General features: G+C 44.8%; 19 protein-coding genes. 12 read left to right on the top strand and 7 right to left on the bottom strand.

What is annotated here, in order from left to right:
- Window positions 1-19: 19 nt before the first annotated feature.
- Complete coding sequence (locus EKM80_RS04640) at window positions 20-892, top strand: glycosyltransferase family 8 protein (RefSeq protein WP_125551945.1); 873 nt, start codon at window positions 20-22, stop codon at window positions 890-892.
- A gap of 79 nt (window positions 893-971) precedes the next feature.
- On the opposite strand, the gene yidA is transcribed toward EKM80_RS04640, so the two are convergent.
- From yidA to cls, 3 genes are all read right to left on the bottom strand, one after another.
- On the bottom strand, window positions 972-1,787 hold the full coding sequence (gene yidA, locus EKM80_RS04635; protein ID WP_125551944.1) for a sugar-phosphatase: 816 nt from the start codon (window positions 1,785-1,787) through the stop codon (window positions 972-974).
- Between the two features lie 2 nt (window positions 1,788-1,789).
- Window positions 1,790-2,428: a histidine phosphatase family protein gene (locus tag EKM80_RS04630; RefSeq protein WP_125551943.1), complete on the bottom strand. Its 639-nt coding sequence runs from the start codon at window positions 2,426-2,428 to the stop codon at window positions 1,790-1,792.
- 90 nt (window positions 2,429-2,518) lie between these two features.
- Window positions 2,519-3,976: a cardiolipin synthase gene (gene cls / locus EKM80_RS04625; RefSeq protein ID WP_125551942.1), complete on the bottom strand. Its 1,458-nt coding sequence runs from the start codon at window positions 3,974-3,976 to the stop codon at window positions 2,519-2,521.
- 189 nt (window positions 3,977-4,165) lie between these two features.
- Between cls and EKM80_RS04620 the strand changes: the two genes are divergently transcribed.
- Window positions 4,166-5,641: an MDR family MFS transporter gene (locus EKM80_RS04620; protein WP_125551941.1), complete on the top strand. Its 1,476-nt coding sequence runs from the start codon at window positions 4,166-4,168 to the stop codon at window positions 5,639-5,641.
- Window positions 5,638-6,165 (top strand): DUF4811 domain-containing protein, encoded by a 528-nt coding sequence (locus EKM80_RS04615; RefSeq protein ID WP_125551940.1) that lies wholly within the window; start codon window positions 5,638-5,640, stop codon window positions 6,163-6,165. The genes EKM80_RS04620 and EKM80_RS04615 overlap by 4 nt, the downstream gene beginning before the upstream one ends.
- A 577-nt stretch (window positions 6,166-6,742) precedes the next feature.
- Here the strand turns inward: EKM80_RS04615 and EKM80_RS04610 are convergent.
- Complete coding sequence (locus EKM80_RS04610) at window positions 6,743-7,066, bottom strand: hypothetical protein (protein ID WP_125551939.1); 324 nt, start codon at window positions 7,064-7,066, stop codon at window positions 6,743-6,745.
- 148 nt (window positions 7,067-7,214) lie between these two features.
- On the opposite strand from EKM80_RS04610, the gene EKM80_RS04605 reads away from it, so the two are divergent.
- Both EKM80_RS04605 and EKM80_RS04600 read left to right on the top strand, forming a co-directional pair.
- Window positions 7,215-8,564, top strand: a complete 1,350-nt coding sequence (locus EKM80_RS04605) for a TrkH family potassium uptake protein (protein ID WP_125551938.1) — start codon at window positions 7,215-7,217, stop codon at window positions 8,562-8,564.
- 21 nt (window positions 8,565-8,585) lie between these two features.
- Window positions 8,586-9,248 (top strand): potassium channel family protein, encoded by a 663-nt coding sequence (locus EKM80_RS04600; RefSeq protein ID WP_125551937.1) that lies wholly within the window; start codon window positions 8,586-8,588, stop codon window positions 9,246-9,248.
- A gap of 124 nt (window positions 9,249-9,372) precedes the next feature.
- Here EKM80_RS04600 and EKM80_RS04595 read toward each other — a convergent pair whose 3' ends face one another.
- Window positions 9,373-9,582, bottom strand: coding sequence for a DUF2187 domain-containing protein (locus EKM80_RS04595; RefSeq protein WP_125551936.1), 210 nt, complete (start codon window positions 9,580-9,582; stop codon window positions 9,373-9,375).
- 206 nt (window positions 9,583-9,788) lie between these two features.
- Window positions 9,789-10,145: a winged helix-turn-helix transcriptional regulator gene (locus tag EKM80_RS04590; protein ID WP_125551935.1), complete on the bottom strand. Its 357-nt coding sequence runs from the start codon at window positions 10,143-10,145 to the stop codon at window positions 9,789-9,791.
- A gap of 180 nt (window positions 10,146-10,325) precedes the next feature.
- Between EKM80_RS04590 and EKM80_RS04585 the strand changes: the two genes are divergently transcribed.
- The 6 genes from EKM80_RS04585 to EKM80_RS04560 all read left to right on the top strand — a co-directional run bounded on the left by EKM80_RS04585 (window position 10,326) and on the right by EKM80_RS04560 (window position 19,267).
- Window positions 10,326-11,519, top strand: coding sequence for an MFS transporter (locus tag EKM80_RS04585; protein WP_125551934.1), 1,194 nt, complete (start codon window positions 10,326-10,328; stop codon window positions 11,517-11,519).
- A 159-nt stretch (window positions 11,520-11,678) separates the two neighbouring features.
- Window positions 11,679-12,152: a class Ib ribonucleoside-diphosphate reductase assembly flavoprotein NrdI gene (nrdI, locus tag EKM80_RS04580; protein ID WP_125551933.1), complete on the top strand. Its 474-nt coding sequence runs from the start codon at window positions 11,679-11,681 to the stop codon at window positions 12,150-12,152.
- 142 nt (window positions 12,153-12,294) lie between these two features.
- On the top strand, window positions 12,295-15,054 hold the full coding sequence (locus EKM80_RS04575) for a cation-translocating P-type ATPase (protein WP_125551932.1): 2,760 nt from the start codon (window positions 12,295-12,297) through the stop codon (window positions 15,052-15,054).
- A gap of 268 nt (window positions 15,055-15,322) precedes the next feature.
- On the top strand, window positions 15,323-16,717 hold the full coding sequence (locus EKM80_RS04570; protein ID WP_125551931.1) for an ethanolamine ammonia-lyase subunit EutB: 1,395 nt from the start codon (window positions 15,323-15,325) through the stop codon (window positions 16,715-16,717).
- Complete coding sequence (eutC, locus tag EKM80_RS04565) at window positions 16,714-17,574, top strand: ethanolamine ammonia-lyase subunit EutC (protein WP_125551930.1); 861 nt, start codon at window positions 16,714-16,716, stop codon at window positions 17,572-17,574. The genes EKM80_RS04570 and eutC overlap by 4 nt, the downstream gene beginning before the upstream one ends.
- 46 nt (window positions 17,575-17,620) lie before the next feature.
- Complete coding sequence (locus EKM80_RS04560; protein ID WP_225418814.1) at window positions 17,621-19,267, top strand: amino acid permease; 1,647 nt, start codon at window positions 17,621-17,623, stop codon at window positions 19,265-19,267.
- Window positions 19,268-19,418: 151 nt separating this feature from the next.
- On the opposite strand, the gene EKM80_RS04555 is transcribed toward EKM80_RS04560, so the two are convergent.
- On the bottom strand, window positions 19,419-21,269 hold the full coding sequence (locus tag EKM80_RS04555; RefSeq protein ID WP_125551929.1) for a DUF2207 domain-containing protein: 1,851 nt from the start codon (window positions 21,267-21,269) through the stop codon (window positions 19,419-19,421).
- 295 nt (window positions 21,270-21,564) lie between these two features.
- Here EKM80_RS04555 and EKM80_RS04550 point away from each other — a divergent pair, with 295 nt between their 5' ends.
- Window positions 21,565-22,512, top strand: a complete 948-nt coding sequence (locus EKM80_RS04550; protein WP_125551928.1) for an L-lactate dehydrogenase — start codon at window positions 21,565-21,567, stop codon at window positions 22,510-22,512.
- The last annotated feature ends 223 nt before the right edge of the window (window positions 22,513-22,735 follow it).

Here is a 22,735-nt window from a genome sequence, read left to right as displayed (position 1 = left end):
AGGAAGGGGATGGCTAGTCATGCCGGACTCAATCAAAATTGCTTCAACTTCAAACCATGAGTTTTGCACACCGTTATTGACACTTTATATTTCGATTCTGGAACAAAATTCGGCAGCTGATTTTGAATTTTTTATCATCGACGACGGTTTAGAACCGCTTGATTATCACTATTTAAATGTATTGTGTCAACAGTACGGCAACTGCCTACGCATCACCTTTTTACGCATTGATCCGGCTGGCTATGCCAAAGCGGCCACCAACGCACGAATCATCCAAGCGGCCTATTATCGCATCGATTTACCGGAAACACTGCGTGAACAGCAGCGCCTGCTGTATTTAGACTGTGACATGGTTTGTCATGGTGACCTGCGCCCGTTGTGGCAACAAGATCTGCAGGGAAATATTATTGGTGCGGTGGAAGACGCTGGCTATGTGGAAGCACGCTTAGATAAAATGCACGTGCCCCACCAAAATAAGCGCTACTTCAATTCCGGCTTAATGCTGATCGATATGTCCCACTGGCGCCAAGCAAAAATCTCCCAGCAAACCAAAACATTTATCGCGGAAAACACCGATCGTTTGCGTTACCACGATCAAGATGCACTAAACGCTATTTTAGCTGATCGCTGGCTACCGTTACACCCTAAATACAACGCACAATCGCGCCTCCTTTGGCGGGAACAGCAGCATTCCGATCCAACAGAAGAACGCCGCAATGAGGCCGCGCGCCAGAACCCAGTTTTACTGCACTATTCTGGCTATCGTAAACCATGGAATCCTACTGACCACCACCCTGCGGCGGCAGCCTTTAACGCCTATCAACCACTAGTCCGCAAATTAAAGCTGAAGGCTTTTAATCAGCGCCCGCAGCGTAACGCAAAAAAAGCGTAATCGTTTAGCCAGCAGAGCCTACTTGCTGGCTATTTGATTACGCTCTTAAAACAGGTGCATCAATTCTAACGTACGCACGCTAGTTTAACGCTAACTCAGTAATTGCTTGGGCCACACCATCGTGGTCGTTATCAGTCGTCACGTGTTGCGCGGCGGCCTTCACGCTAGCAATCGCATTACCCATTGCCACACCGGTACCAGCGTACTCGATCATACTTAGATCATTGCCTTGATCACCGATTGCCATCACATTAGCCGCCGTTAAGCCCAGTTGTTCCGCTAATTTAGCCACCGCACTACCTTTGTTAACGGTCTTACGCGTGACTTCAAGGAAAAATGGTGCGCTGCGCATAAAATTGAACCGTTGTTGATAAGGTGCAAACTCAGCGGCCTGCTGTTCTAACGCCGCCGTCAGTAAATCTGGCTGATCAATGTACATCCCTTTTGGCATCTCGATAGTCCGCATTTCTTCCGGTGTCCGGTACGATAACGGAATATGAACCAAGCTGGACTCGTAAACCGAATATTCACCAATATCTCGATTAGCCGTGTATAAATGTTCGTTATTTTCAATTTGAAAATGTAAATTAACGCGGCGTGCTAATGCCTCTAGCTCAGTATAATCCGCGTAACTCAACGCTTCTTCAGCCAACACTTTGCCAGCCGTTGTCGCCACCACTGCGCCATTAAACGTAATCACATATTCAGTTGCTTGCTGGTCCAAGCCGAGTTGTTGTAAATAGTCAGTGACCCCAATCAACGGCCGCCCTGTACTCAACACCACCTTGATACCTTGTGCTGTAGCAGCATTGATGGCTTTAACTGTTGCTGGTGCTAACTCATTTTGCGAGGTCAGTAACGTCTTATCGATATCGATTGCTATAATTTTTATCACTGTTATGCTCCTTTTGTTGATTGTAGAAAGCTAGTTTCGTTCCACATTTTCTTGGTAAAATGAGTGCCGTCCGTACTATTTAATTGGGTCACACTTGTATTATCTAGCACTCCGTGACGACGAATTTCGCTAACGGGTACACCTAGCACTCGTTGCAGTAGCGTCATCAATAAGACCCCATGACTAGCAATCAGGACATTACCAGCAGGATTTTCCTGAAAAATTTGCAGTAGCGCGCGGCGACCACGTTTTTCTAAATCAGCGTAACTTTCTGCATGCACAATTGTGGCATCAAACCGTTCTGGCTGGTTGAAATAATACTGACACTGTACTTCATCTTTATGATCAGCCAGCACATCGCCATCCCAATCACCTAGATTAATTTCACGCAGATCCGGCAAAATGCTGATTGGTACTTGCGCCATTTGGTTCATCGCTAAGACATTTTCCAACGTCGCTTGCGCCCGCTGCAACGGTGATGTATAAGCGTGTGCAAAAGTTACATCCTGTAAAAAACGTCCAGCCTGCCGTGCCCCCGCAATACCAACTGGCGCTAATGGCGTATCAATCCCGCTACCACAAAAGCGGTGCTGCTGATTTAGCGGTGTGACGCCATGGCGGATAAAATAAAATTCAGTCACCCTACTCACTCCCTGTTAATCGTTATTAGCTAAATAGTATCATTGGTGTCGTGGAGCTGCAAATACAAAAAAAGCCGCACTAGGCGACTTTTACAATATCGGCGACAACAAGCGTGAGAATCGTTGTTTAATAATTAGCCAGTAAGACTGATTGTCGATTTCTTTTTGAGTTAGCAAGCGACAATCATCCATATCAGCAGTAAAAATTCGGGCTAATTGCTTGGCTATCTTGATATCGTACATAAAAGCATTGACTTCAAAATTCAATTTGTAACTACGAATATCTTGGTTAGCTGAACCAACACTGGAGATTTTGCCGTCCATCACGGCTGTTTTGGCATGGAGAAACCCTTTTTCATAGATATAGATTTTCACACCTGCAGCAAAAAGAATTTGGGCATAATATTGCGTTGCTCGGTAAATAAACGGATGATCAGGCATATTTGGAATCATAATTCGGACATCAATTCCGGACTGAGCAGCAATGGTCAACGCTGAAAGCACACTTTCATCTGGCACTAGGTATGGTGATTGTAACCAAATGCTTTTCTTAGCCAACGAGATCATTTTGATATACCCGGCCTTAACTTGTTCACGGTCAGAAGTTGGCCCTGACGTCACAATCTGCAAGGCTGTACTAGCGTTTTTCGGTGCTACTGGTTTAGGAAAATAATCCAACTTGTACTGCACATGTTGCGCAGTGCTGGCTGAAACGTTCCAATCCATGATGAAGCGCGTTTGTAATGCTAAAACACCGTTGCCGATGATGCGCAAATGGGTATCCCGCCAATATCCAAATTTGGGCATTCGTCCAAGATATTGATCGCCCACATTGAAGCCGCCAGTGTAGCCAACTTTACCATCAATAACCACAATTTTACGATGACAATGGTAATTCAAGCGTGTTTTCGTAATTGAATTATGTGAGGTGATAAAAGTTGCCGCATGCCCGCCAAGTTCCGTCAAATGGCGAAACCACTTGCTAGTAGTGCCATGCGATCCAAACGCATCATATAAAACGCGAACTTCAACTCCTTGGCCAGCTTTTTCTTCCAATAAATCTAATAACTGCTGCCCAATTTTATCACTATAAATCGTATAGTACTCAATATGTATACTATGTTTAGCGCGGCGAATATCAGCAAATAACGCCGCAAACTTTTTCTCACCGTCAGTGAAAATTTCGACCTGATTACGCTTAGTTAATGGTGCGTTATCAGTATTTTCAAATAAGCGCACCATCCCGGTTGCGTTAGCGGTGATTTTTTCTGATAATGGTGTTTTAAATTCAACATCATCGTGTTTCTGCATTGCCACCAATTCCTCCAGCCCAGTACGATCCTGGTGTTCTATCGTAAATAGCTTCTCGCGGCCCATACCCCGGCCTAAGAAAATATAGAGTAAAAAACCAAAAATTGGCAACAACACTAGAACTAATAGCCACGCCCAAGTCGTTGAAATATCACGATGCTGTCGAAAAACAGTAATAATTGCTAAAAATGCGTTCAAAGTGACTACTATGTCAACAATGATTTGTACCCAGCTCATCTAATCCATCCCTTCATCATTGTTATTGGATGTTTTCCATTATACGCCTCTTGCTGTAAAAGCCGAATTATTTAACTGACGCTTGCTGCACTATTCAACAGTGGCCTTCTGCTCATTATTTTCGTGGCATTAGATAGAAGTGCTATACTTTTAATTATAGATTATTATTTTGTGAAAGGACATCAGAATATGCTACAGCAACCCTCTAACCAACAAGTGGTGGACGCCAATGGTAAACCGTATAATCGGTTATTACTTGTGGTGACCATGCTCGTTGGTACTTTTTCGACTTTTATTATGCAAACCATTTTGACCACGGCTTTTCCAACCCTAATGCGGCATTTCAACATCACCGCGGACACCGTGCAGTGGTTGACGACTGGCTTCATGTTAGTAATGGGCATCATGATTCCTGTGTCTGCGTGGCTGCTCAGTCGTTTTAACTCTAAGTATCTTTATTTAACCGCTATGGGCTTATTTTGGATCGGCACGCTTGTCTGCTATCTAGCCAATAGTTTTTCTGTCTTACTGGTTGGTCGTTTGATCGAAGCCATGGGTGTCGGTATTTCGGCGCCTGTTTTCCAAACCATTATGCTTTCGATCTTCCCACCAGAAAAGCGCGGCACCGCAATGGGCTTAGCCGGTATCGTCATTGGCTTAGCACCGGCGATTGGGCCAACATTATCCGGTTGGATTTTACTGAACTATTCGTGGCGGATGCTGTTTTTGGTTGTTTTGCCCGTCAATGGTGCTGTTTTCTTACTGGCACTGTTCACTATGCGCAAAGTTCTGCCAACCAAAAAATCAGCACTGGATGTTACCTCAGTTATCGTGTCAACGATTGGTTTTGGTAGTTTGCTTTACGCCTTTTCTTCCGTTGGCTCCGCTAGTTGGGGTGATCCAAAAGTATTAGTTCCAATGATAATTGGCTTAATTTTCGTGGTCTTATTTGTACACCGCCAGCTACACATGGATAAGCCACTATTGGAACTACGCGTTTTTGGGGTCAAAGCTTTTTCGTTATCCGCAATTTTAACTGCCGTCGCTTATATGGCCATGATGGGTGCAGAAATGGTACTGCCATTATACATTCAAACAGTTCGTGGCGAATCGGCCTTTCATTCTGGCTTAATTTTATTACCTAGTGCAATTATGATGGGTATTATGAGCCCAATCACCGGTCGTATCTTCGATCATATTGGGGCTAAACGGCTATCCATTGCTGGTATGATTCTTTTGACCGTTGGTACCGCCTTTTTCGTCACGATGACTGCCAAGACACCAATCATCTACATCACGGCCTTGTACACGATGCGCATGTTTGGGATCTCCATGGTCACGATGCCAGTGACAACTACTGGGATGAACGCTTTACCGTTAAACTTGATTGGTCACGGAACTGCCGTTAATAACACCACTCGTCAGGTGGCGGCCTCCATGGGTACAGCAATTTTAATCAGTGTGTTGACCAACGTTACGAATGCTCAAGCACCGGCTAAAGCGCTGCTCAAACAAGCACCGTTGGCATACCAACAGCATTTTATTAACGCCACTTTATCGGGTTATCATGCTGCCTTCTTGGTTTCATTGATTTTCTGCGCCATTGGCTTAGTACTAACCTTCATGTTACCGGACGTTAAGCGGTCACAGGAGGTGCACGTATGATCATTGTTATTTTAACGCTAACAGTTCTGCTTTTCAGTTACAGTATGGTTTTCTTAAAGCGCGGCTTGCGGCGGCAAATAATTAACGCACTCAGTTTAGTCGCAATCGTCGCTAGTATCGGCTTGATCGCCGCCAACGACAATAACTATTTGGGTATGAAAAAGGTCAGCCAAACGCAAACGTACACCTTAAAAAGTAGCGTTGCCACGCCTGGAACAAGTTTGTTGCTCTACCACAAGTTAGGGACAGGTAACGAACGGATCTATTTATATCGAACAACGTCTGCAACTAAATTACAAAAAACTACGCTAGCCGATAGCCGTGTTAGCCTGCAGCGCAACGCTCAGCAACCACAGTTAAAAGTACGCACCACACGCTGGGTTTATCAAAATAAGTTGGCGCAGGCCTTGTTTAGCATAACTGGTGAAAACGGTCAATTAGCCAACTGCCAATATCAATTCAATTTGCCAGCTAACTGGCAGCTCTTGGACACAGCGGCCGCGGCTAAAATGCAACAAAAATAGTTTAAAAAACATGTGTCAAAAGACGTTTAGTTGGCTTAATTGGAGTTAATCGGCAGTTATTAGTGATTCGTAGTTTTAACGTAGAATTATATGCACATAAAAACACCGATAAAACAGTTTTCTGACTGTTTTATCGGTGTTTTTATGTTCTAACACCCACTAACTTTGCCGCTTAAACAAATCAACGCTTGAACGTTCAACCGTTGCCTGCTGGAATGGAGTCGCCAGTGGGCCACTGTCGCTCGTTTCTAACAACTAAGTTTAGCAAGTATCAAATTAGTACTTACTCATTAAACAGCGCTTGCTTCCCGTTGTCGATTGAACTACGGCAAAAATCGCCAAGTTCAAGTCGCAGCTGTGTCGATAGTTCTTAATGGTGGGCTGTGCCATTTAGAACTATGCGTGGCTGGCGAGATCCATTTTCCCGCCTGCTTTTGCATTTATCTAGGAAAAATTAGCTCGCCAACGCGCCACTCGTTCCGTCCACTGACGACGGAATGGCAGCTAACTAGCTCTGTTTACAGCCAAACCTCAGAAAGAACCATTTCACTTATGGCACGGTCTCTTTTTTATCTAGTTAAAATGATTTTAAGCCTAGCACTTCGCCTAGCTTAATGCCGGCAGCAGCGCGGGTCTTGATTTGATCCATATCGAAAACGATCCCGCTGATTTCATGATCAGTGAAATCAAATCGTTCGTAATAAATGTATGGTGCTTCATCAGCAGCATGGAACGCGTCACTAATTTGCTGAGTGAATTGGCGCGCCCAATCGTTATCCTGTAACTTTTCAAAATCTTTACGCGTGGCGTACCCTTGTGTTTTGATCAGCTTAACCGCCTGATCAACTAAAGCTGAATCAATTTCTGGAACCTTTTTTTCTACTACATCTGCTGCTGCCATTTTATCGCTTCCTATTTCTTAATCGGGTGGCAAGCCCATTAGTTTATAAATCTAGTATAGTTCTTTTTGGCATGGATGTGGCTGTTGTTGTTCAATAAGTTATGGCATAATCAAGATAACGACTTCACGTAGAACAGGAGGCAGCAACTTGCAACTACCCGGCATCCACAAGCGAATACCGTTACCAGAGATCCTAACATTAGGCTTTTTAACGCTGATTTTAATTGGCGCACTCTTGCTGATGTTGCCGATTGCTACCCGTTCTGGCCACACAACGCCATTTCTCGATGCTATTTTCACCGCGACATCAGCGACGTGTATTACTGGCCTGACTATTTTCAACACAGCAGCACATTGGTCCTTATTTGGCCAAAGTGTCATTCTGATCATGATTGAAATTGGTGGCTTAGGTTTTATGACTTTTAGCGTGTTACCGTTTGTTTTATTGAAACGGCGCGTGGATTTAACAACTCGCTTACTGATCAAAGAATCATTAAACTTCGAAAAACTAGCTGACGTTAATAGCGTCATGAAATATGTAATTGGTTTGTCGCTGGCAATTCAAACACTAGGCGCTGGGCTTTTGTTAATTGATTTTTATCCGCGTTATGGCTTGGGTCGCGGTCTGTTTATGAGCGTCTTTCAGTCAGCCTCTGCCTTTTGTAACGCTGGCTTTGATCTGTTCGGCAATAGTCTGGAAAGCCAACAAAACGACCCTTACTTAATTCTCGTTGTTAGTGCATTAGTGATTGCAGGCGGCTTAGGCTTTTTAGTTTGGCGTGACCTATTATTACTTAAGCGCCACAAACGTCTGTCGCTGCATACCAAACTAGCGCTCAGTACCACTGGCGTCTTACTGCTTGGTGGCTTTGTTTTATTTTTACTAACAGAAAACAATCTGCAAGTCATGGCACCCCACGTTAATTTTGCTAATCGCTTGGTCAACACGTTCTTCCTAGCCGTTACGCCACGTACGGCTGGCATCACCACGATTCCTTACAGTGAGATCTCGATTGCAGGCATTCTGCTGACCATCGTATTAATGTTTATCGGTGGTACGCCTGGTTCAACGGCTGGTGGGATCAAAACGACTACGTTAGGTTTATTGACCTTACAAAGTTGGGCGGTTTTACGCGGTAATCGAGATGTTGAGTTTGGTCATCGTCGCTTCAGTGATCAAAATATTCTACGGGCGCTAATGCTGGTTTTTATGAGTCTAGTCTTAGTGATCATTGCGAGCATGGTGCTGACTGCGACAGAAACTGTGCCGTCACGCTATGGCCTTGAATACATTATTTTCGAAGTGATTTCCGCCTTTAGTACCGCTGGCATGTCCATGGGCTTAACGCCAAATCTAACCGCCATCGGTAAGCTGATCATCATGCTCCTCATGTTTCTCGGTCGTGTCGGCATTTATACCGTTATGTTCACTGTACTCAACGCCAGTCATCCCCAAAAAGGCTATCGCTATCCTGCTGAAAACGTGATGCTAGGTTAATTTCAAGGAGGTTCTTTTATAATGAAGCAAAATTTCGCCGTCATCGGTTTAGGCCGCTTTGGTAACAGTATTTGCCGTGAATTAGTCAATGAACACCAAGACGTTCTTGCAATCGATATTGATGAAACGCGGGTTAACGCGATTGCTGACGTTGCCACGCAAGCCATCGTGGCCAATGCCCAAGACGAAGAAACCCTGCGTTCACTGGAAATTGGTAAATTTGATCATGTGATCGTGGCGATTGGTAAAAATATCCAAGCCAATATTTTAGTCACCTTGATCGTTAAAGAACTTGGTGTCCCAGATATCACTGCCAAAGCTGAAAATGACACGCACGCGCGCGTATTATCCCGCATCGGCGCTGATCACGTTGTTCATCCCGAACGCGATATGGGGATCCGCGTCGCCCACCACCTATTATCGCCAAATATTCTGAATTATTTAGCCATCAACGATGATGTCACCATGGCTGAAGTGAAAATTACCAGCCCTGATTTTTTCGGTAAAAGCTTGAACGAGCTGAATTTCCATCAACGCTTTGGTCTCACCGTTATCGCCATTCAACACGGCAATGACGTTACTGTTTCTCCTGCCGGCAATGATATTGTGCAATTAAATGATGAAATTTCGGTAGTTGGTTCTACTAAAGCGGTGGATGAGCTGAATGATCGGATGACTAATTAATAGAAAAATTACGCACTAGTTTTAACCACCTTTTGTGGTCTCACGGCGTTCAAGCGCGCTTGAAAACGCGCTTGAACACAAAAAAAATGGCGCATCCATTCAGCGGATGCGCCATTTTTGATACCTATTTTGCGCCGACTAATTTCATTTTACCGAAACTTATAACGGCTTTATTCTGTAGATCTTGGATATTCATGCTATCGGTTTTGACATCGTAATCGGTAATGTTAACCAAGGCTGAATTTTCGTAGACTTTTTCGATCACACCGGAGAAGTCTGCTTCCATGTTGCCATTAGCCTTGCAGCGTACAGTATTGCCTATTTGAACGTCCATATCGATTTCCTCCATCTCATACAGCTGATAATATAGCGCATATATTACCGCGTCTATAGAAGGAATGCAAGCAAAATATCTGATAATTCGGTAACTTTAATCATAAAATTAAATACTGATTAGCGTTCACTAATTATTTAGCGTCAGACAGCCATTTATAGTTATACGCTGCCCTGTTTATTTCAGTGAACCAAATTGATAGCTAACTATTTATCCCACTGTAATAATTTAACTGCTTCACCACAGTCTTGGCGCCGTTCAACGTTTTCTTCGCCCCAAACGCACAGTTGATGTAAAATGCCTTCCAAACTTTCGCCGTAGTCAGTTAGACTGTATTCGACCTTTGGTGGCACTTGCTGGAAAACAGTGCGGCAAACGATCCCGGCTGCTTCTAGTTCGCGCAACTGCTGGGTCAACATTTTCTGCGTAATTTTTGGAATGGCGCGCCGTAATTCGCCGGTTCGCATCACACCTTTACGTAAATGGCATAAAATAATTGGCTTCCATTTACCACCAATAATCTCCATCGTCGCTTCAACACCAATGTTATAAGTTTTCGGCATAATAGTCTCCTTATCTGCAATTAGATCACTAAATTCTCATAGGCACTTTTTAGTCCCTATAGCACAAAATAGTGCGTAGTTGTCTTTTATAATCCCACTCGTATAATGATAAATTGTACTGCAAATACGTATCCAGTGCCACTAAAAATTTGCAGAATTATAATACGAGGAGCGTATCCCATGTCACAAAAACAAATTGCCCCAACTTGGACATTATTAGCTTTGGCTATTAGTGCCTTCGCCATTGGTTCCACCGAATTCATCAGTGTTGGCCTGATGCCGCTACTAGTTAAAAGTTTCGGTATCACACTTAGCCAAGCCGGCTGGACCGTATCAATTTATGCGCTAGGCATCACAGTTGGCGCGCCATTATTGACACTGCTGACGGGCCGCTTTGATCGTAAAATACTGATGCTTGGTATTATGTTGTTATTCGTCGCCAGTAACTTATTAGCCGCCGCGGCACCAACATTTGCCATCCTGCTGATTGCCCGTGTCTTCGCCGCCTTTGCTCATGGCTTATTCATGTCCGTGGCTTCTGTAATTGCTGCTGATGTGGTGGCGCCAGCTAAACGCGCATCGGCCATTGCCGTTATGTTCACGGGGCTGACTGTTGCCACTGTCACTGGCGTACCGTTGGGCACTTTTATCGGCCAAATTGCCAGTTGGCACATGTCGTTTCTATTTATCAGTGCAATCGGCGTACTAGGCTTAATTGCCAATAGCCTGCTAATTCCGCGTAACTTACCGCGTCCCGGCAAAACAGATCCCCGCGGCTTGCTGCGCATTTTACGCAACCCTCAACTATTAGTTGCGCTACTGATCACAGCATTAGGCTACGGCGGTACTTTTACCGTTTACACGTTCTTGTCACCATTATTGGAAGAAAAAATGGACTGGTCCGCTGCCGCAGTCGTCGTTATTCTCGTTATTTACGGTTTAATGGTCGCAATAGGCAATACACTAGGCGGTCGCTGGGCAAACCTACAACCACTGCGAGCTTTACGTAAAATGTTCATCGGCTTAGCACTCACTTTAGTGGCATTAATGGCAACTTCATCCCTTCACTATTTAGGTTTGCTAAACGTCCTCATAATGGGCTTCTTTGCTTTCATGAATGTACCTGGCTTACAACTTTATATTGTCAATTTAGCCGAAGCGTATACACCAAATGATGTCACGCTAGCTTCATCGCTAAATATTTCCGCCTTTAACATTGGGATTGCACTAGGCTCTCTAATTGGCGGTCAAGTCACGGCCAACTTGGATCTAAGCGTCACTCCACTATTTGGTGCCGTAATGGTATTACTAAGTGTCATCTTAATTGGCTGGCTGTTACGCCAGCCCGAACCAGTGGCTGATTGTACTAAATAAGGTAGCCCGGCCACTGCAGCACTACGACATTTTGTGGTAAAATAGGTTCATTATACGAATGTGCTTAAGATTATTCAGTTTAGTCTTCTCAAACAAGGTTTGCGTAAACATGTCTAAAAAAGCATCCTCTAAGACACATTCAATAGAAGAGGTGGCCCTATGCCCACACCAATCAATATTTTATACATTTCAATTTCCGGCAACACGCGCTCGTTTGTTCAGGACTTACAGGAATACAGTGAACAACAGCATGCACTTGCCGCTGATCAACCCTTAATCACACTGAAAGAAATTTCTGAAGCCAGCCCACTGGAAGCTGAAACGACGCCGTATTTTGCCTTTGTTCCGACTTATTTAGATGGCGGTAACGGCGTTGACAATGGTGTTAAGGAACTATTGACCACCGTTTTAGGTGAGTACATTGGCTACCAACGCAATCGTGACTTTTGTCTCGGCGTAGTCGGTTCCGGCAATCGTAATTTTAACGAGCAATATTGCCTCACTGCTAAGCGTTATGCCCACGACTATGACTTCCCTGTAGTCGGTGATTACGAGTTACGCGGCACGCCGACTGATGTCAAGCGTATCTACGCTGTTTTACAACAGGTTGCAGCCGACCACTATACTAACTAAATTTACATCGTCAGCACATGCCAAATTGGCATGTGCTCTTTTAGTTGTTTTTTCTTATATTAGACCTATAATGACGTTGAAAGTAGCTTACTCAGATGCTGATTTGTCTAATTGAAGAATAAGTTAAAGGAGTGATGAGCTGATGGCACAGCCAAAATTTAAAGCGGCCGGCGAATACGCACAGATACCGCTAGAACAGGTTTTCCAGCAATTTAAGACTAGCTCGGCTGGGATAAGTGGCCAGGAAGCGACCAAGCGTTTGGCTAAATTTGGCCAAAACACGATTCAGCGTGGCCACCGCCAATCACAATTTAAGTTATTTATCAAAAATTTCACCAGCTTAATGGCAATCCTATTGTGGGTCAGCGGGATCATCGCTTTATTCGCTGGCATGCTAGAACTGGCAATCGCTATTTGGGCGGTTAATCTGATCAATGGTATTTTTAGCTTTTGGCAGGAACACGCGGCCCAAAAAGCTACCGACTCCCTGCGGCAAATGTTACCCGCTTATACCCAAGTCTTGCGCGATGGCCAGCAGCAACGGGTTGACGCGGCTGACTTAGTGCCTGGTGACATCTTTACGATTCAGGCTGGCAACAGTATTTCTGCGGACGCTCGTTTAATCAGTGCTACTGGCTTACAAGTCGACGAATCCGCATTAACCGGTGAATCAGTCCCCGAATCTAAAACTGTAGCTTACCAGCCCGGCGATGGTAAATTTGCTGAAAGTAACATTGTATACGCCGGCACGATGGCTGCCAGCGGTGATGCACAAGCGATTGCGTTGAACACTGGGATGGCAACTGAGTTCGGCCAAATTGCCCAATTAACTCAAAATCAAAAACAAAACGTTAGCCCCTTGCAAAAAGAACTGAACCATTTGACTCAACAAATCTCTTTGTTAGCTATTTTAATCGGCGTACTCTTCTTTATCTTGGCTATTTTCTTTGTCCACTACCCGATCGCCAAATCATTTATCTTCGCCTTAGGTATGATTGTCGCCTTCATTCCAGAAGGTTTACTGCCAACGGTGACGTTGTCGCTGGCGCAAGGCGTGCAACGGATGGCCAAAAAGCATGCGTTGGTCAAGGATTTATCCAGTGTGGAAACACTAGGCGAAACTACCGTGATCTGTTCTGATAAAACTGGGACGCTAACGCAAAATCAAATGACGGTCAACCATATCTGGTTGCCTAGTGGCGAATACAAAGTTAGTGGCCAAGGTTACGTCAATAACGGTCAGATTCAAACTGATCAGCAACCGTACACCTTTGGCCATAATCACGATCTCGACTTACTATTGCAAATTAGTGTGCTTAACAACAACACAACTGTCAAGGCACCGCAAACTGCCGATAAGCAAGCTAAGATTCTCGGCACACCCACTGAAGCTGCGTTGATAATTTTAGCTGAAAAGGCCCAGCTGGACCTGCCGAGTTTGCAAGCTAAATTACCGCGACAAACTGAATTTCCTTTTGACTCTGAGCGGAAGCGTATGACCACGATTCAAAATGATCATGGCCAACTAACGGCTTATGTCAAAGGTGCTTTGGACGGCTTATTGGCTATTAGCACACTGATTTTAGACAATGGTCAAGTCCGGCCACTGACTGAGCAGGATCGCCAAACAATTCTTGCCGCCGATAAAAACTACGCCGCCGCTGGCTTGCGTTCGTTAGCGGTAGCTTATCGGCAATTACCCGTGCAACAAGCCGAGTGGCAACAAGCTGACGTTGAACAGCAACTCACCTTTGTCGGCTTAACCATCATGGCTGACCCACCACGGCCAGAAATTTACGCCGCCGTAGCCAAATGCCATGCCGCCAATATTCGAATCATTATGGTCACCGGCGATAGTGCTTTGACAGCTAAAAGTATCGCCTGCAAAATCGGTATCACCAGCGATCAAGCGCGTGTTGTCACTGGCGATGAACTAGCTGCCATGAGCGACGCTGAATTAAAAACTGCCCTTAGCGGTGAATTAATTTTTGCTCGTGTGGCACCAGAACAGAAATACCGAGTCGTAACTATGTTGCAAAGCATGGGTGAAGTCGTAGCCTCAACTGGCGATGGCGTCAACGATGCACCAGCCTTGAAGAAAGCTGATATTGGCATTGCGATGGGGATGACTGGAACGGACGTGGCCAAAGACGCCGCCGATATGATCTTAACCGACGATAATTTTGCCTCGATCGTAGCGGCGATTGAAGAAGGTCGCACCGTTTATAGTAATATTCAGAAATTTCTGTTGTACATTTTAAATAGTAACTTGCCAGAAGCAGCGCCCTCCGTTGTTTTCTTGTTTAGTCGCGGGCTCATACCATTGCCATTGACTGTTATGCAAATTTTAACCGTTGATTTAGGGACGGACATGTTACCTGCTCTAGGTTTAGGTGCCGAGCGCAGCGAACCAGGTATTATGGCACAACCACCGCGGGCACACAATGCTCATTTACTAAATCGCCAACTTTTGTGGAAAGCTTTTGGTTGGTATGGCTTGATTGCAGCTATTTTATCTACTGCCGGCTACTTTATCGCCAATCACGTCAACGGTTGGACCCTAGCCACCCTGGCCAACAGCGGTTTAGATTACCGCCAAGCCACTACCATGACCTTAGCAACAATTATTTTCTGTCAAATTGCAGCGGCGCTTAACTGCCGTACCAAACGGTCGTCCGTTTTCCGGATCGGCTTGTTCAGTAATCGCAGAATCATTGGTGGGATCATTTTTGAAGTCTTGCTCCTATTAGCATTAATGTATCAACCTGAATTACAGCTTATCTTTAATACCGCGCCATTACGCGGTAGCGAGTGGCTCTACCTGTTAGCAATTCCGATTCCATTGATCTTGATTGATGAAGTCCGGAAATATTGGTCACGCCGGCGGGTTGTCACTAGTTAAATAGCATAAGTTCATTATCCACAGCGGCCTAAAATGGTCCTGTGGATTTTTTATTGCTTTCATTTTCACGTTATATTTTATAACATACACTTACCTAATTTTAAAAAAATTTTCATTTATCAAAACTTGTTTCAGCGGTTTCCCAAGCTAAAAGTTGCTATTTGCCTACCTAACATATTCATGAAAAGCCTTTAAATTCAGATATAATAGTGCTAAAGTAACTACATGTTATAAAAAGTAACATAAATCTTAGAAATGAGGCGTGCTAATGCAATTAAATACGCAGCTCCATCAAAATAAGTACCAGTTTCAGTCAATCACAGAAGTGCTCGCAAAAGCTAACGAAGAAAAATCTGGCGATCAATTAGCTGGTATTGCAGCCAATAGCCAGCAAGAACGCATCGCCGCCAAGTTTGTACTCAGTCAATTAACCTTGAATGATTTATTCAATTATCCTGTTATCGATTACGCTACCGATGAAGTTACGCGTACGATTATCGATCAAACTGATCTAAAGATATTCAATAAGATCAAAAATTGGACAGTGGCCGATCTACGCGAATGGCTGTTGGATAGCCAGACTACAGGTACCATGATCCAGCAATTAGCACTCGGCCTAACCACTGAAATGATTGCCGCTGTTTGCAAATTAATGTCCAACTTAGATTTAATCACCGCAGCTAAGAAAATTAATATTGAAAAAACGGCTAATACTACAATTGGTCGCCCCGGAACTTTTTCTGCACGGTTGCAACCAAATCATCCCACCGACGATTGGCATGGCATTTTAGCCAGCACAATGGAAGGCTTAAGCATGGGCAGCGGTGACGCTGTGATTGGTCTCAATCCAGTCATCGATGACCCAAATCACGTTGCCAACTTGATCAAAAAGTTGGAAAACTTCCGCCTGACTTACCAAATTCCAACACAAATTTGCGTTCTAGCGCACATTACCACACAAATGACTGCCATCAAGCAAGGTGCCAACGCCGGTTTGATGTTCCAATCGATTGCTGGCTCCGAGAAAGGTAACACCGCTTTTGGCATTAATCGGCAACTATTGCTAGACGCTAAAGCATTGGCGACCAATGAGCACTGCGTTAGCGGTCCTAACGTGATGTATTTTGAAACTGGTCAAGGCTCAGAACTGTCTTCTAACGCCAACTTTGGCGCTGATCAGGTTACCTTAGAAGCGCGTTGTTACGGCTTTGCTAAGCTATTTGATCCATTTCTAGTTAATACCGTGGTTGGCTTTATCGGTCCCGAATATTTATATGATGGCAAGCAAGTAATTCGCGCTGGCCTCGAGGATCATTTCATGGGTAAATTAACCGGCCTATCAATGGGCTGCGATGCTTGCTACACCAACCATATGCAAGCCGATCAAAATGATATCGAGAATTTAACTTTATTATTGGCCAACGCCGGCTGCAATTACATCATGGGTGTGCCCCAAGCCGATGATGTCATGCTCAACTACCAAACCACCGGCTTTCAGGAAACTGCCACAATTCGCGATTTGCTCGACTTAACCCCGACTGCTGAATTCGCTACTTGGATGGAAAAAATGGGGTTCTGGCAAAATGGCCAATTAACTGATCTAGCTGGTGATGCTAGTGCCTTCGCTGCCGCAAACATTGCACGAAAGGAAGTTCTACTATGAGTTTAACCAATGAATTGCAAGACATATCATCAGCCCAACAGCGACGCAACCCTTACTGCATTAAGGCTAGTCAAATAGAGACTACACCGCTGACTGATTTATACCAAATTAATCAACGTCACCAGATTTTGTTATTGCCTGCTGATCGGCATAAGTTGTTGGAAATGAAACTCGCTACACCCGCCAGAATTGGACTTGGTCGCTGCGGCACGCGTTATTTAACGCAACCTAGTTTACGCTTTTTAGCCGATCATGCCGCTGCGCGTGACGCCGTTTTGACTGAAGTTAAGCCTGAATTTATTCAACAGCAAGGCCTAATAGCGATTCAAACGACTTGTCAAAATAAACAAGATTACTTAAAAAATCCACCTAAGGGCCGCTGCTTCAGCGCCACAGCACTTAAGCAGTTAGTTAGTCAATTACCGCAACATGCTGCAGTTCAAATTATCGTTGGTGACGGTCTGAGTTCAGCCGCAATAGAATCTAATATCGGTCAATTGTTGCCAGCATTACAACAAAGTTTCAAAGCAGCCGATATTGCATTGGATCGTACGCATATCCCTTTTGTTAAATATTCCCGCGTTGCCGCAATGGATGCTATCGGTGCGGCTACCAACGCCGAGGTTGTCTGCATGCTGATTGGCGAGCGGCCCGGCTTGGTCAGTGCCAACTCGCTTAGTGCGTATATCGCCTTTCGCCCTCAAGTCGGTATGGCTGAAGCACAGCGGACAGTCATCTCCAATATTCATGCCGGTGGTACGCCGGTTAACGTAGCTGCCACACAAATCAGTGCCACTTGCCAAGACATGCTGCGGTATCACTTGTCTGGCGTGGCCTTAAAGCAAAAGCTCGAGTAAAGTCATCATTAAGGCATAAGCCATAGAAGAAGGAGAAGTGAGTGCGATGTTATTAGGTTTTAGTTTAATTCTCATTGTCGTTATTCTTATCGGCAGCATCATTTGGCAAGCTAGTCGTAGTGTCCGCTTGGCTCGTGCCAACGGTCAAAGTACCGCACAATTGCATTCATTTGGTTACAAACAGGAATTATTACGCGACATGGGCGGCTTTTCTAACTTCGCCGTCTCATTTTCAATCATTTCCGTTTTGACTGGCGCTGTCACTCTTTATGGTTATGGCTTTAATCAAGGTGGTCCTGGCGTCATGGGCTTAGGTTGGCCAATTGTCACCTTTTTCGTCCTATTTGTCGCCGCAGCAATGGCCGAATTAACCTCATCAATTCCCACTAGCGGTGCGATTTATCACTGGGCGGCGATTCTCGGCGGCTCAACTTGGGGCTGGCTCACTGCATGGCTTAACCTAATTGGTCAAGTGACTATCGTCGCCGGTATCGATTATGGGTGTGCCAATTTTACGGCCGCCTTACTGTTTAACCAACCATCAAAAATACAAACCATCGGCGTTTTTGCCGTTATCCTAGCTTCCCACGCAATTTTGAACCACGTCGGTATTCATATTATTGATAAATTTAACTCGATCTCGGCTTTCTACCATTTAATTGGTGTTCTCTTGATCATCGCCGTTCTCGTATACTTCGGACCGAAACATTCAGTTGGCTATATTTTCACAACTAATTTTTCCACCGTGACTTCTGGTAGCACACCTTACTGGTTCGCTTTTCTACTGGGCTTATTACAAGCGCAGTGGACACTGACGGGTTATGATGCTTCAGCCCATACCAGTGAAGAAACGTTAGATCCACAAGTTAGAGCGCCGTGGGGGGTCTTCCTCTCCGTTGCTATCTCCGGTATCTTCGGTTATATCCTGTTAGCACTAGTCACGATGTCAATTAAAAATCCGCTAGCCGTAGCGCAAAGTGGTAATAATGCCTTTATGACCGTCATCCAGCAAGCTGTTGGTGGCACAATTGGCCAAGGTATTCTCTGGCTAGTCACCATTGCAATGTGGTTCTGCGGTTTATCTTCTATTACCTCAGCATCACGTATCGTTTTCGCCTTTAGTCGTGATGGCGGTCTGCCGTTATCAAAAATTTGGGCTAAGGTTTCGCCTAAATACCATACGCCAGCAGCTGCGATTTGGTTAGTTAGTGGCATCGCCTTTTTATCCAGCTTATCAAATAACGTTTACGCCATCGTTACCTCACTAAGCGTTATCGGCTTATATAGCTCGTATTTCATCCCAATTGCACTTAAAATTCGGGCACGATTACGCGGCGCTTGGACCGCTGCCGATGACGGGCCTTGGAATTTACGTAAATGGAGCTTGCCGGTCAATCTGATTGCCTGCTTATGGATCATCTTCTTAGTCAGCTTAATGATTATTTCGCCAAGCACAGTCGTGATCACCAAACACCTCACCTTACATTATGCTACCGGTGAAATTTTCATTGCCGTTCTATTCCTACTTTATTTATATTATTACGTCAGTGCCCGTAAAAAGTTTACCGGCCCCCACTTAGGAACCTATGTTGCTATCAGCCAGCGTTTGCAGCATAAGCAAACCGAAAGCATGCCGCCAGTCGCAACGGAGCAATTCATTCAAACAAGCATGCGCCGCAACAATATCAAATAAAACAAAGACGGACCGACAACATCGTTGCCAGTCCGTCTTTGTTTTTCAGTGAAATTAGATGAGGTTAGGGGTTTGGGGTATATTTATACTATAGGGTGATTAGCTTAAACTAAGCTTAAAATATGTCATTACTTTTAATTTTTTCTAGTCGCTAAAACGCGCCACCGCCAGAGCCACCACCAAAACCACCAGAGTTCCCGCCGGAGAAGCCACCCGAGCTACCGTGGCTGCTGGAACTAGCACTACTACTAGCCGCTAAGCTACTACCAAAGCCGCTGGTGAACGCTTCACCAAAATCAGCTTGGCCACCAAAGCCGCCGTAACCATAAATAAATAGTGGATAATTAATGGGCATACTGCTGGCTAATTGTTCAGTGCTAAAGTTCATTTTCAGCGCCGCTACTACCTTATCTGCGGAACCAAATGCCACCGCATAGGGCAAAATGCGATCCCACAAAATCAAATCGCCAACTTGCGCCATATCAAAATGACCAACATCCTCTAGCATTTGTTTAAAGCCACGCACTTCATTGATCTTCTGGGCACCTAATTGGGTGTAGCGTGGTAACTTATGCGTTTTGACTAATAACACCAGCCAACTGGCAACTAACAGCAACGCCGCCAAGCTCCACAATGGGACGCGGGCAACTGGGAAAGTGAAGATTGCGGCTATCCCAGTGCCTAGTGCAAATACCGTTCCTGCAACAGCAATTATCCAAGCACGATTGCGTACTTGACCATTAGTATTATTTTCATAATGTAGCTCATCAACCGCACCACGAACACGCATTTCCCAATCTTCATAGGCTTTACCCAAGCGACCGCTTTTATCACTGCGTCCATAATTCTTAATATCCAATAAGCTAACACCGCCGTCATGATCACGCCGTGGTACCGTCTCGAATAATAATTTGAAAATACGGTCTTGATCCGTAAATTTTGCAGTGGGCGCAATTTCAAAGGTCTCTTTGTGGCCGACCTTAGTTGGTGTGATCGTAATTTTCTTTGCCACCGCCAGATCCATTAATGTGGCCGTGAACGCCTTTTTATTTGGTGCTAATGCACTTAACAAGCGCTGCGCAACCGCTGGCGGATACTCAGGAATGTCATACCAATGTTTGATTGGTGCTGGTTCGGGATAAAGTTCCGCTGGATGTCGCCGTAGCCAAAGTGACTGACTGGCCAACACGACGATGCCTAACAGTAAACTAGCCAGTGCAATCGCGCCAGGTATTAATTGCGCACGCTGCCGCACACGATTAGCTTCTGCCGCAAACTCAGCTTCCTGTTGCTGGACTGCCTTTTTCCGGTTCTTCGTACTCGTGTTGGTGTTGGCTGCTGTGACCGCAGTTGGAAAAAGCATATGACTTTCAACATAGGTATTCGCCGGATTCTTAGCCAAGGTGATCACTACACGGCCGGCTTTTTTCTCCACCTTCGTGTTACCCGAAAGCTGACCATGCGTCCACGCTTGTAGTTGCGTCACATTTTTGGTCGGCAGCTGAATCGTCACCTTCACGTTATTCAACGGTACATCCCAGCCAGTACCGATCACTTTCCAATTTAGCTCAGCCGTATCACGATAATTGGTGACTACACCATCCAACCGATAACGATAAATAAATGTTGCCGTATCGTTATCGATCGGATAAAACACCTTCAATTGGCGGCGATCATCACTATCACTGGTTGTGTAAGTTCCCGCCGCTTCAGTGTTACTGGCGGTAATTTGTTGCAGCTTATTCTGACTATTGAGCACTGCGACCGATGTTTGTGACATGCCGCCGATACCCGCTAAATCCTGATTATAATAAACACCATTAAAATCACCGTCAAAGTCGTAGCGCACTCGTTGCGTCACCGCTGCACTACCATCTTTGGCCACATTGATCTGCATCGTATAGTTGGTGATATCATAACTTTTCGCTTGCACCGCCGCTGAGCCACCAAAAATAAACAGCACACCAACCAACGCTAACAACCATTTAAGCCGTTGCCGCATGATCTAACCCCCTCATCTATTAACTCTTATTCTACCATGGTAGCGGAAACGCCACAAAAAAATACTTTATGTAACTAAATCACTTATTGTCAGTGGCTTTATTTAATTAAGCTTAAGCTGTATTAATTTAACGAATTAGTGCTAAAAATCTACATATTTCTTATTTTTAAGCATAAACAGGGTTGACATTGCTTTTACAGCGACTTAATATAATCAGTATAAATTAAAAATAAATGATAATTCAATGAGCATGTTTGTCGCTCAAAAATTATCTACTATCATGAGGAGTGATTGGATGCGTAAATACGGAATTATTGGTGTGGGCCACGTTGGTGCCACAACTGCTTATACTTTGGTGACCAAAGGGATTGCGGACGAACTCGTCCTCCTCGATGATCATAACGAAGCAAAAGCAATGGCTGAAAAGCTTGATTTAGAAGATGCACAAGCACGACTGGATACACGCACACGAATCACAGTTGGTGACTACACTGAACTAGCCGATGCGGATATTTTATTTGTCACTGCTGGTAACATTCACGCATTGGACAACGCCAGCGGCAACCGCTGGGCTGAATTCAGTTATACGCGCGAAATCGTTCAAGACATCGCACCAAAAATCAAGGCATCTGGCTTTAAAGGTGTCCTGATCGATGTGATGAATCCTTGCGACTGCATTACTTACTACTTACAACAAACCACCGGCTTACCTCAAAGTCACGTGCTAGGTACAGGGACTTTCCTAGATACCGCCCGCATGCAAAAAGTCGTTAGTGACCAATTTGACGTTGATCCTAAAAACGTTACCGGCTACGTTTACGGCGAACATGGTGAATCACAATTTTCTGCTTGGTCGACGGTTCGCGTTAACGGCCTCCCAATTCGCGACTTAGCTGCCGACCAAGATGTTGATTTAAATGAACTAGAAGACGCTGCTCGTCGTGGCGGCTGGGCGGTTCATTCCGGCAAGGGCTACACAAGCTACGCCATCGCGACTTGTGCCGTCAAGTTAAGCCAAGCCGTTTTAGCCGATGCCCATCTAGCCTGCCCATGTTCCGCCTTTAGTGAAAAGTATCAAACCTACGTTGGTCAGCCCGCAATTATTGGCAAGGAAGGCGTTATTAGCGTCACTGAATCACCACTAACCGCCGCTGAAGAAACGAAATTTGAACACTCCGCCGGCTTGATTCGTGAAAAGTTTGAAACCTTACCTGGTATGGCGAAAAAAGTTAAAACCGCATAAAAATAAAACTGGCAACTATGGCGAATTTTCGTCGTAGCTGCCAGTTTTTTTGATCTGAGTTGAATTCTATTCGTGCCGTCAGCATTACGTTACGCTACTTCCCCTGGCCAAGCCTTATCCACCATTGTTTAGTGATCAGTAAAGTGACGGCGGTTTGCTTCGTTTGAGAGTAAGCACCTAATAATAAACCGTTTTTCAATACAAATCGCCCGATCTCAGAATT

This window comes from Loigolactobacillus jiayinensis (assembly GCF_003946445.1).
GTDB classification, from domain to species: domain Bacteria; phylum Bacillota; class Bacilli; order Lactobacillales; family Lactobacillaceae; genus Loigolactobacillus; species Loigolactobacillus jiayinensis.
The sequence above is the reverse complement of the archived record's forward strand: the minus strand, read 5'-3'. Positions and strand labels throughout refer to the sequence as shown.

Bases quoted from the DNA above. Each gene is read 5' to 3' on its own strand.
- EKM80_RS04570 (WP_125551931.1), top strand. From the start codon at position 15,323: ATGCAATTAAATACGCAGCTCCATCAAAATAAGTACCAGTTTCAGTCA.
- eutC (WP_125551930.1), top strand. From the start codon at position 16,714: ATGAGTTTAACCAATGAATTGCAAGACATATCATCAGCCCAACAGCGA.
- nrdI (WP_125551933.1), top strand. From the start codon at position 11,679: ATGCCCACACCAATCAATATTTTATACATTTCAATTTCCGGCAACACG.
- EKM80_RS04600 (WP_125551937.1), top strand. From the start codon at position 8,586: ATGAAGCAAAATTTCGCCGTCATCGGTTTAGGCCGCTTTGGTAACAGT.
- EKM80_RS04620 (WP_125551941.1), top strand. From the start codon at position 4,166: ATGCTACAGCAACCCTCTAACCAACAAGTGGTGGACGCCAATGGTAAA.
- EKM80_RS04575 (WP_125551932.1), top strand. From the start codon at position 12,295: ATGGCACAGCCAAAATTTAAAGCGGCCGGCGAATACGCACAGATACCG.
- EKM80_RS04610 (WP_125551939.1), bottom strand. From the start codon at position 7,066: ATGGCAGCAGCAGATGTAGTAGAAAAAAAGGTTCCAGAAATTGATTCA.
- EKM80_RS04560 (WP_225418814.1), top strand. From the start codon at position 17,621: ATGTTATTAGGTTTTAGTTTAATTCTCATTGTCGTTATTCTTATCGGC.
- EKM80_RS04590 (WP_125551935.1), bottom strand. From the start codon at position 10,145: ATGCCGAAAACTTATAACATTGGTGTTGAAGCGACGATGGAGATTATT.
- cls (WP_125551942.1), bottom strand. From the start codon at position 3,976: ATGAGCTGGGTACAAATCATTGTTGACATAGTAGTCACTTTGAACGCA.
- EKM80_RS04615 (WP_125551940.1), top strand. From the start codon at position 5,638: ATGATCATTGTTATTTTAACGCTAACAGTTCTGCTTTTCAGTTACAGT.
- EKM80_RS04585 (WP_125551934.1), top strand. From the start codon at position 10,326: ATGTCACAAAAACAAATTGCCCCAACTTGGACATTATTAGCTTTGGCT.
- EKM80_RS04595 (WP_125551936.1), bottom strand. From the start codon at position 9,582: ATGGACGTTCAAATAGGCAATACTGTACGCTGCAAGGCTAATGGCAAC.
- EKM80_RS04550 (WP_125551928.1), top strand. From the start codon at position 21,565: ATGCGTAAATACGGAATTATTGGTGTGGGCCACGTTGGTGCCACAACT.
- EKM80_RS04640 (WP_125551945.1), top strand. From the start codon at position 20: ATGCCGGACTCAATCAAAATTGCTTCAACTTCAAACCATGAGTTTTGC.
- EKM80_RS04555 (WP_125551929.1), bottom strand. From the start codon at position 21,269: ATGCGGCAACGGCTTAAATGGTTGTTAGCGTTGGTTGGTGTGCTGTTT.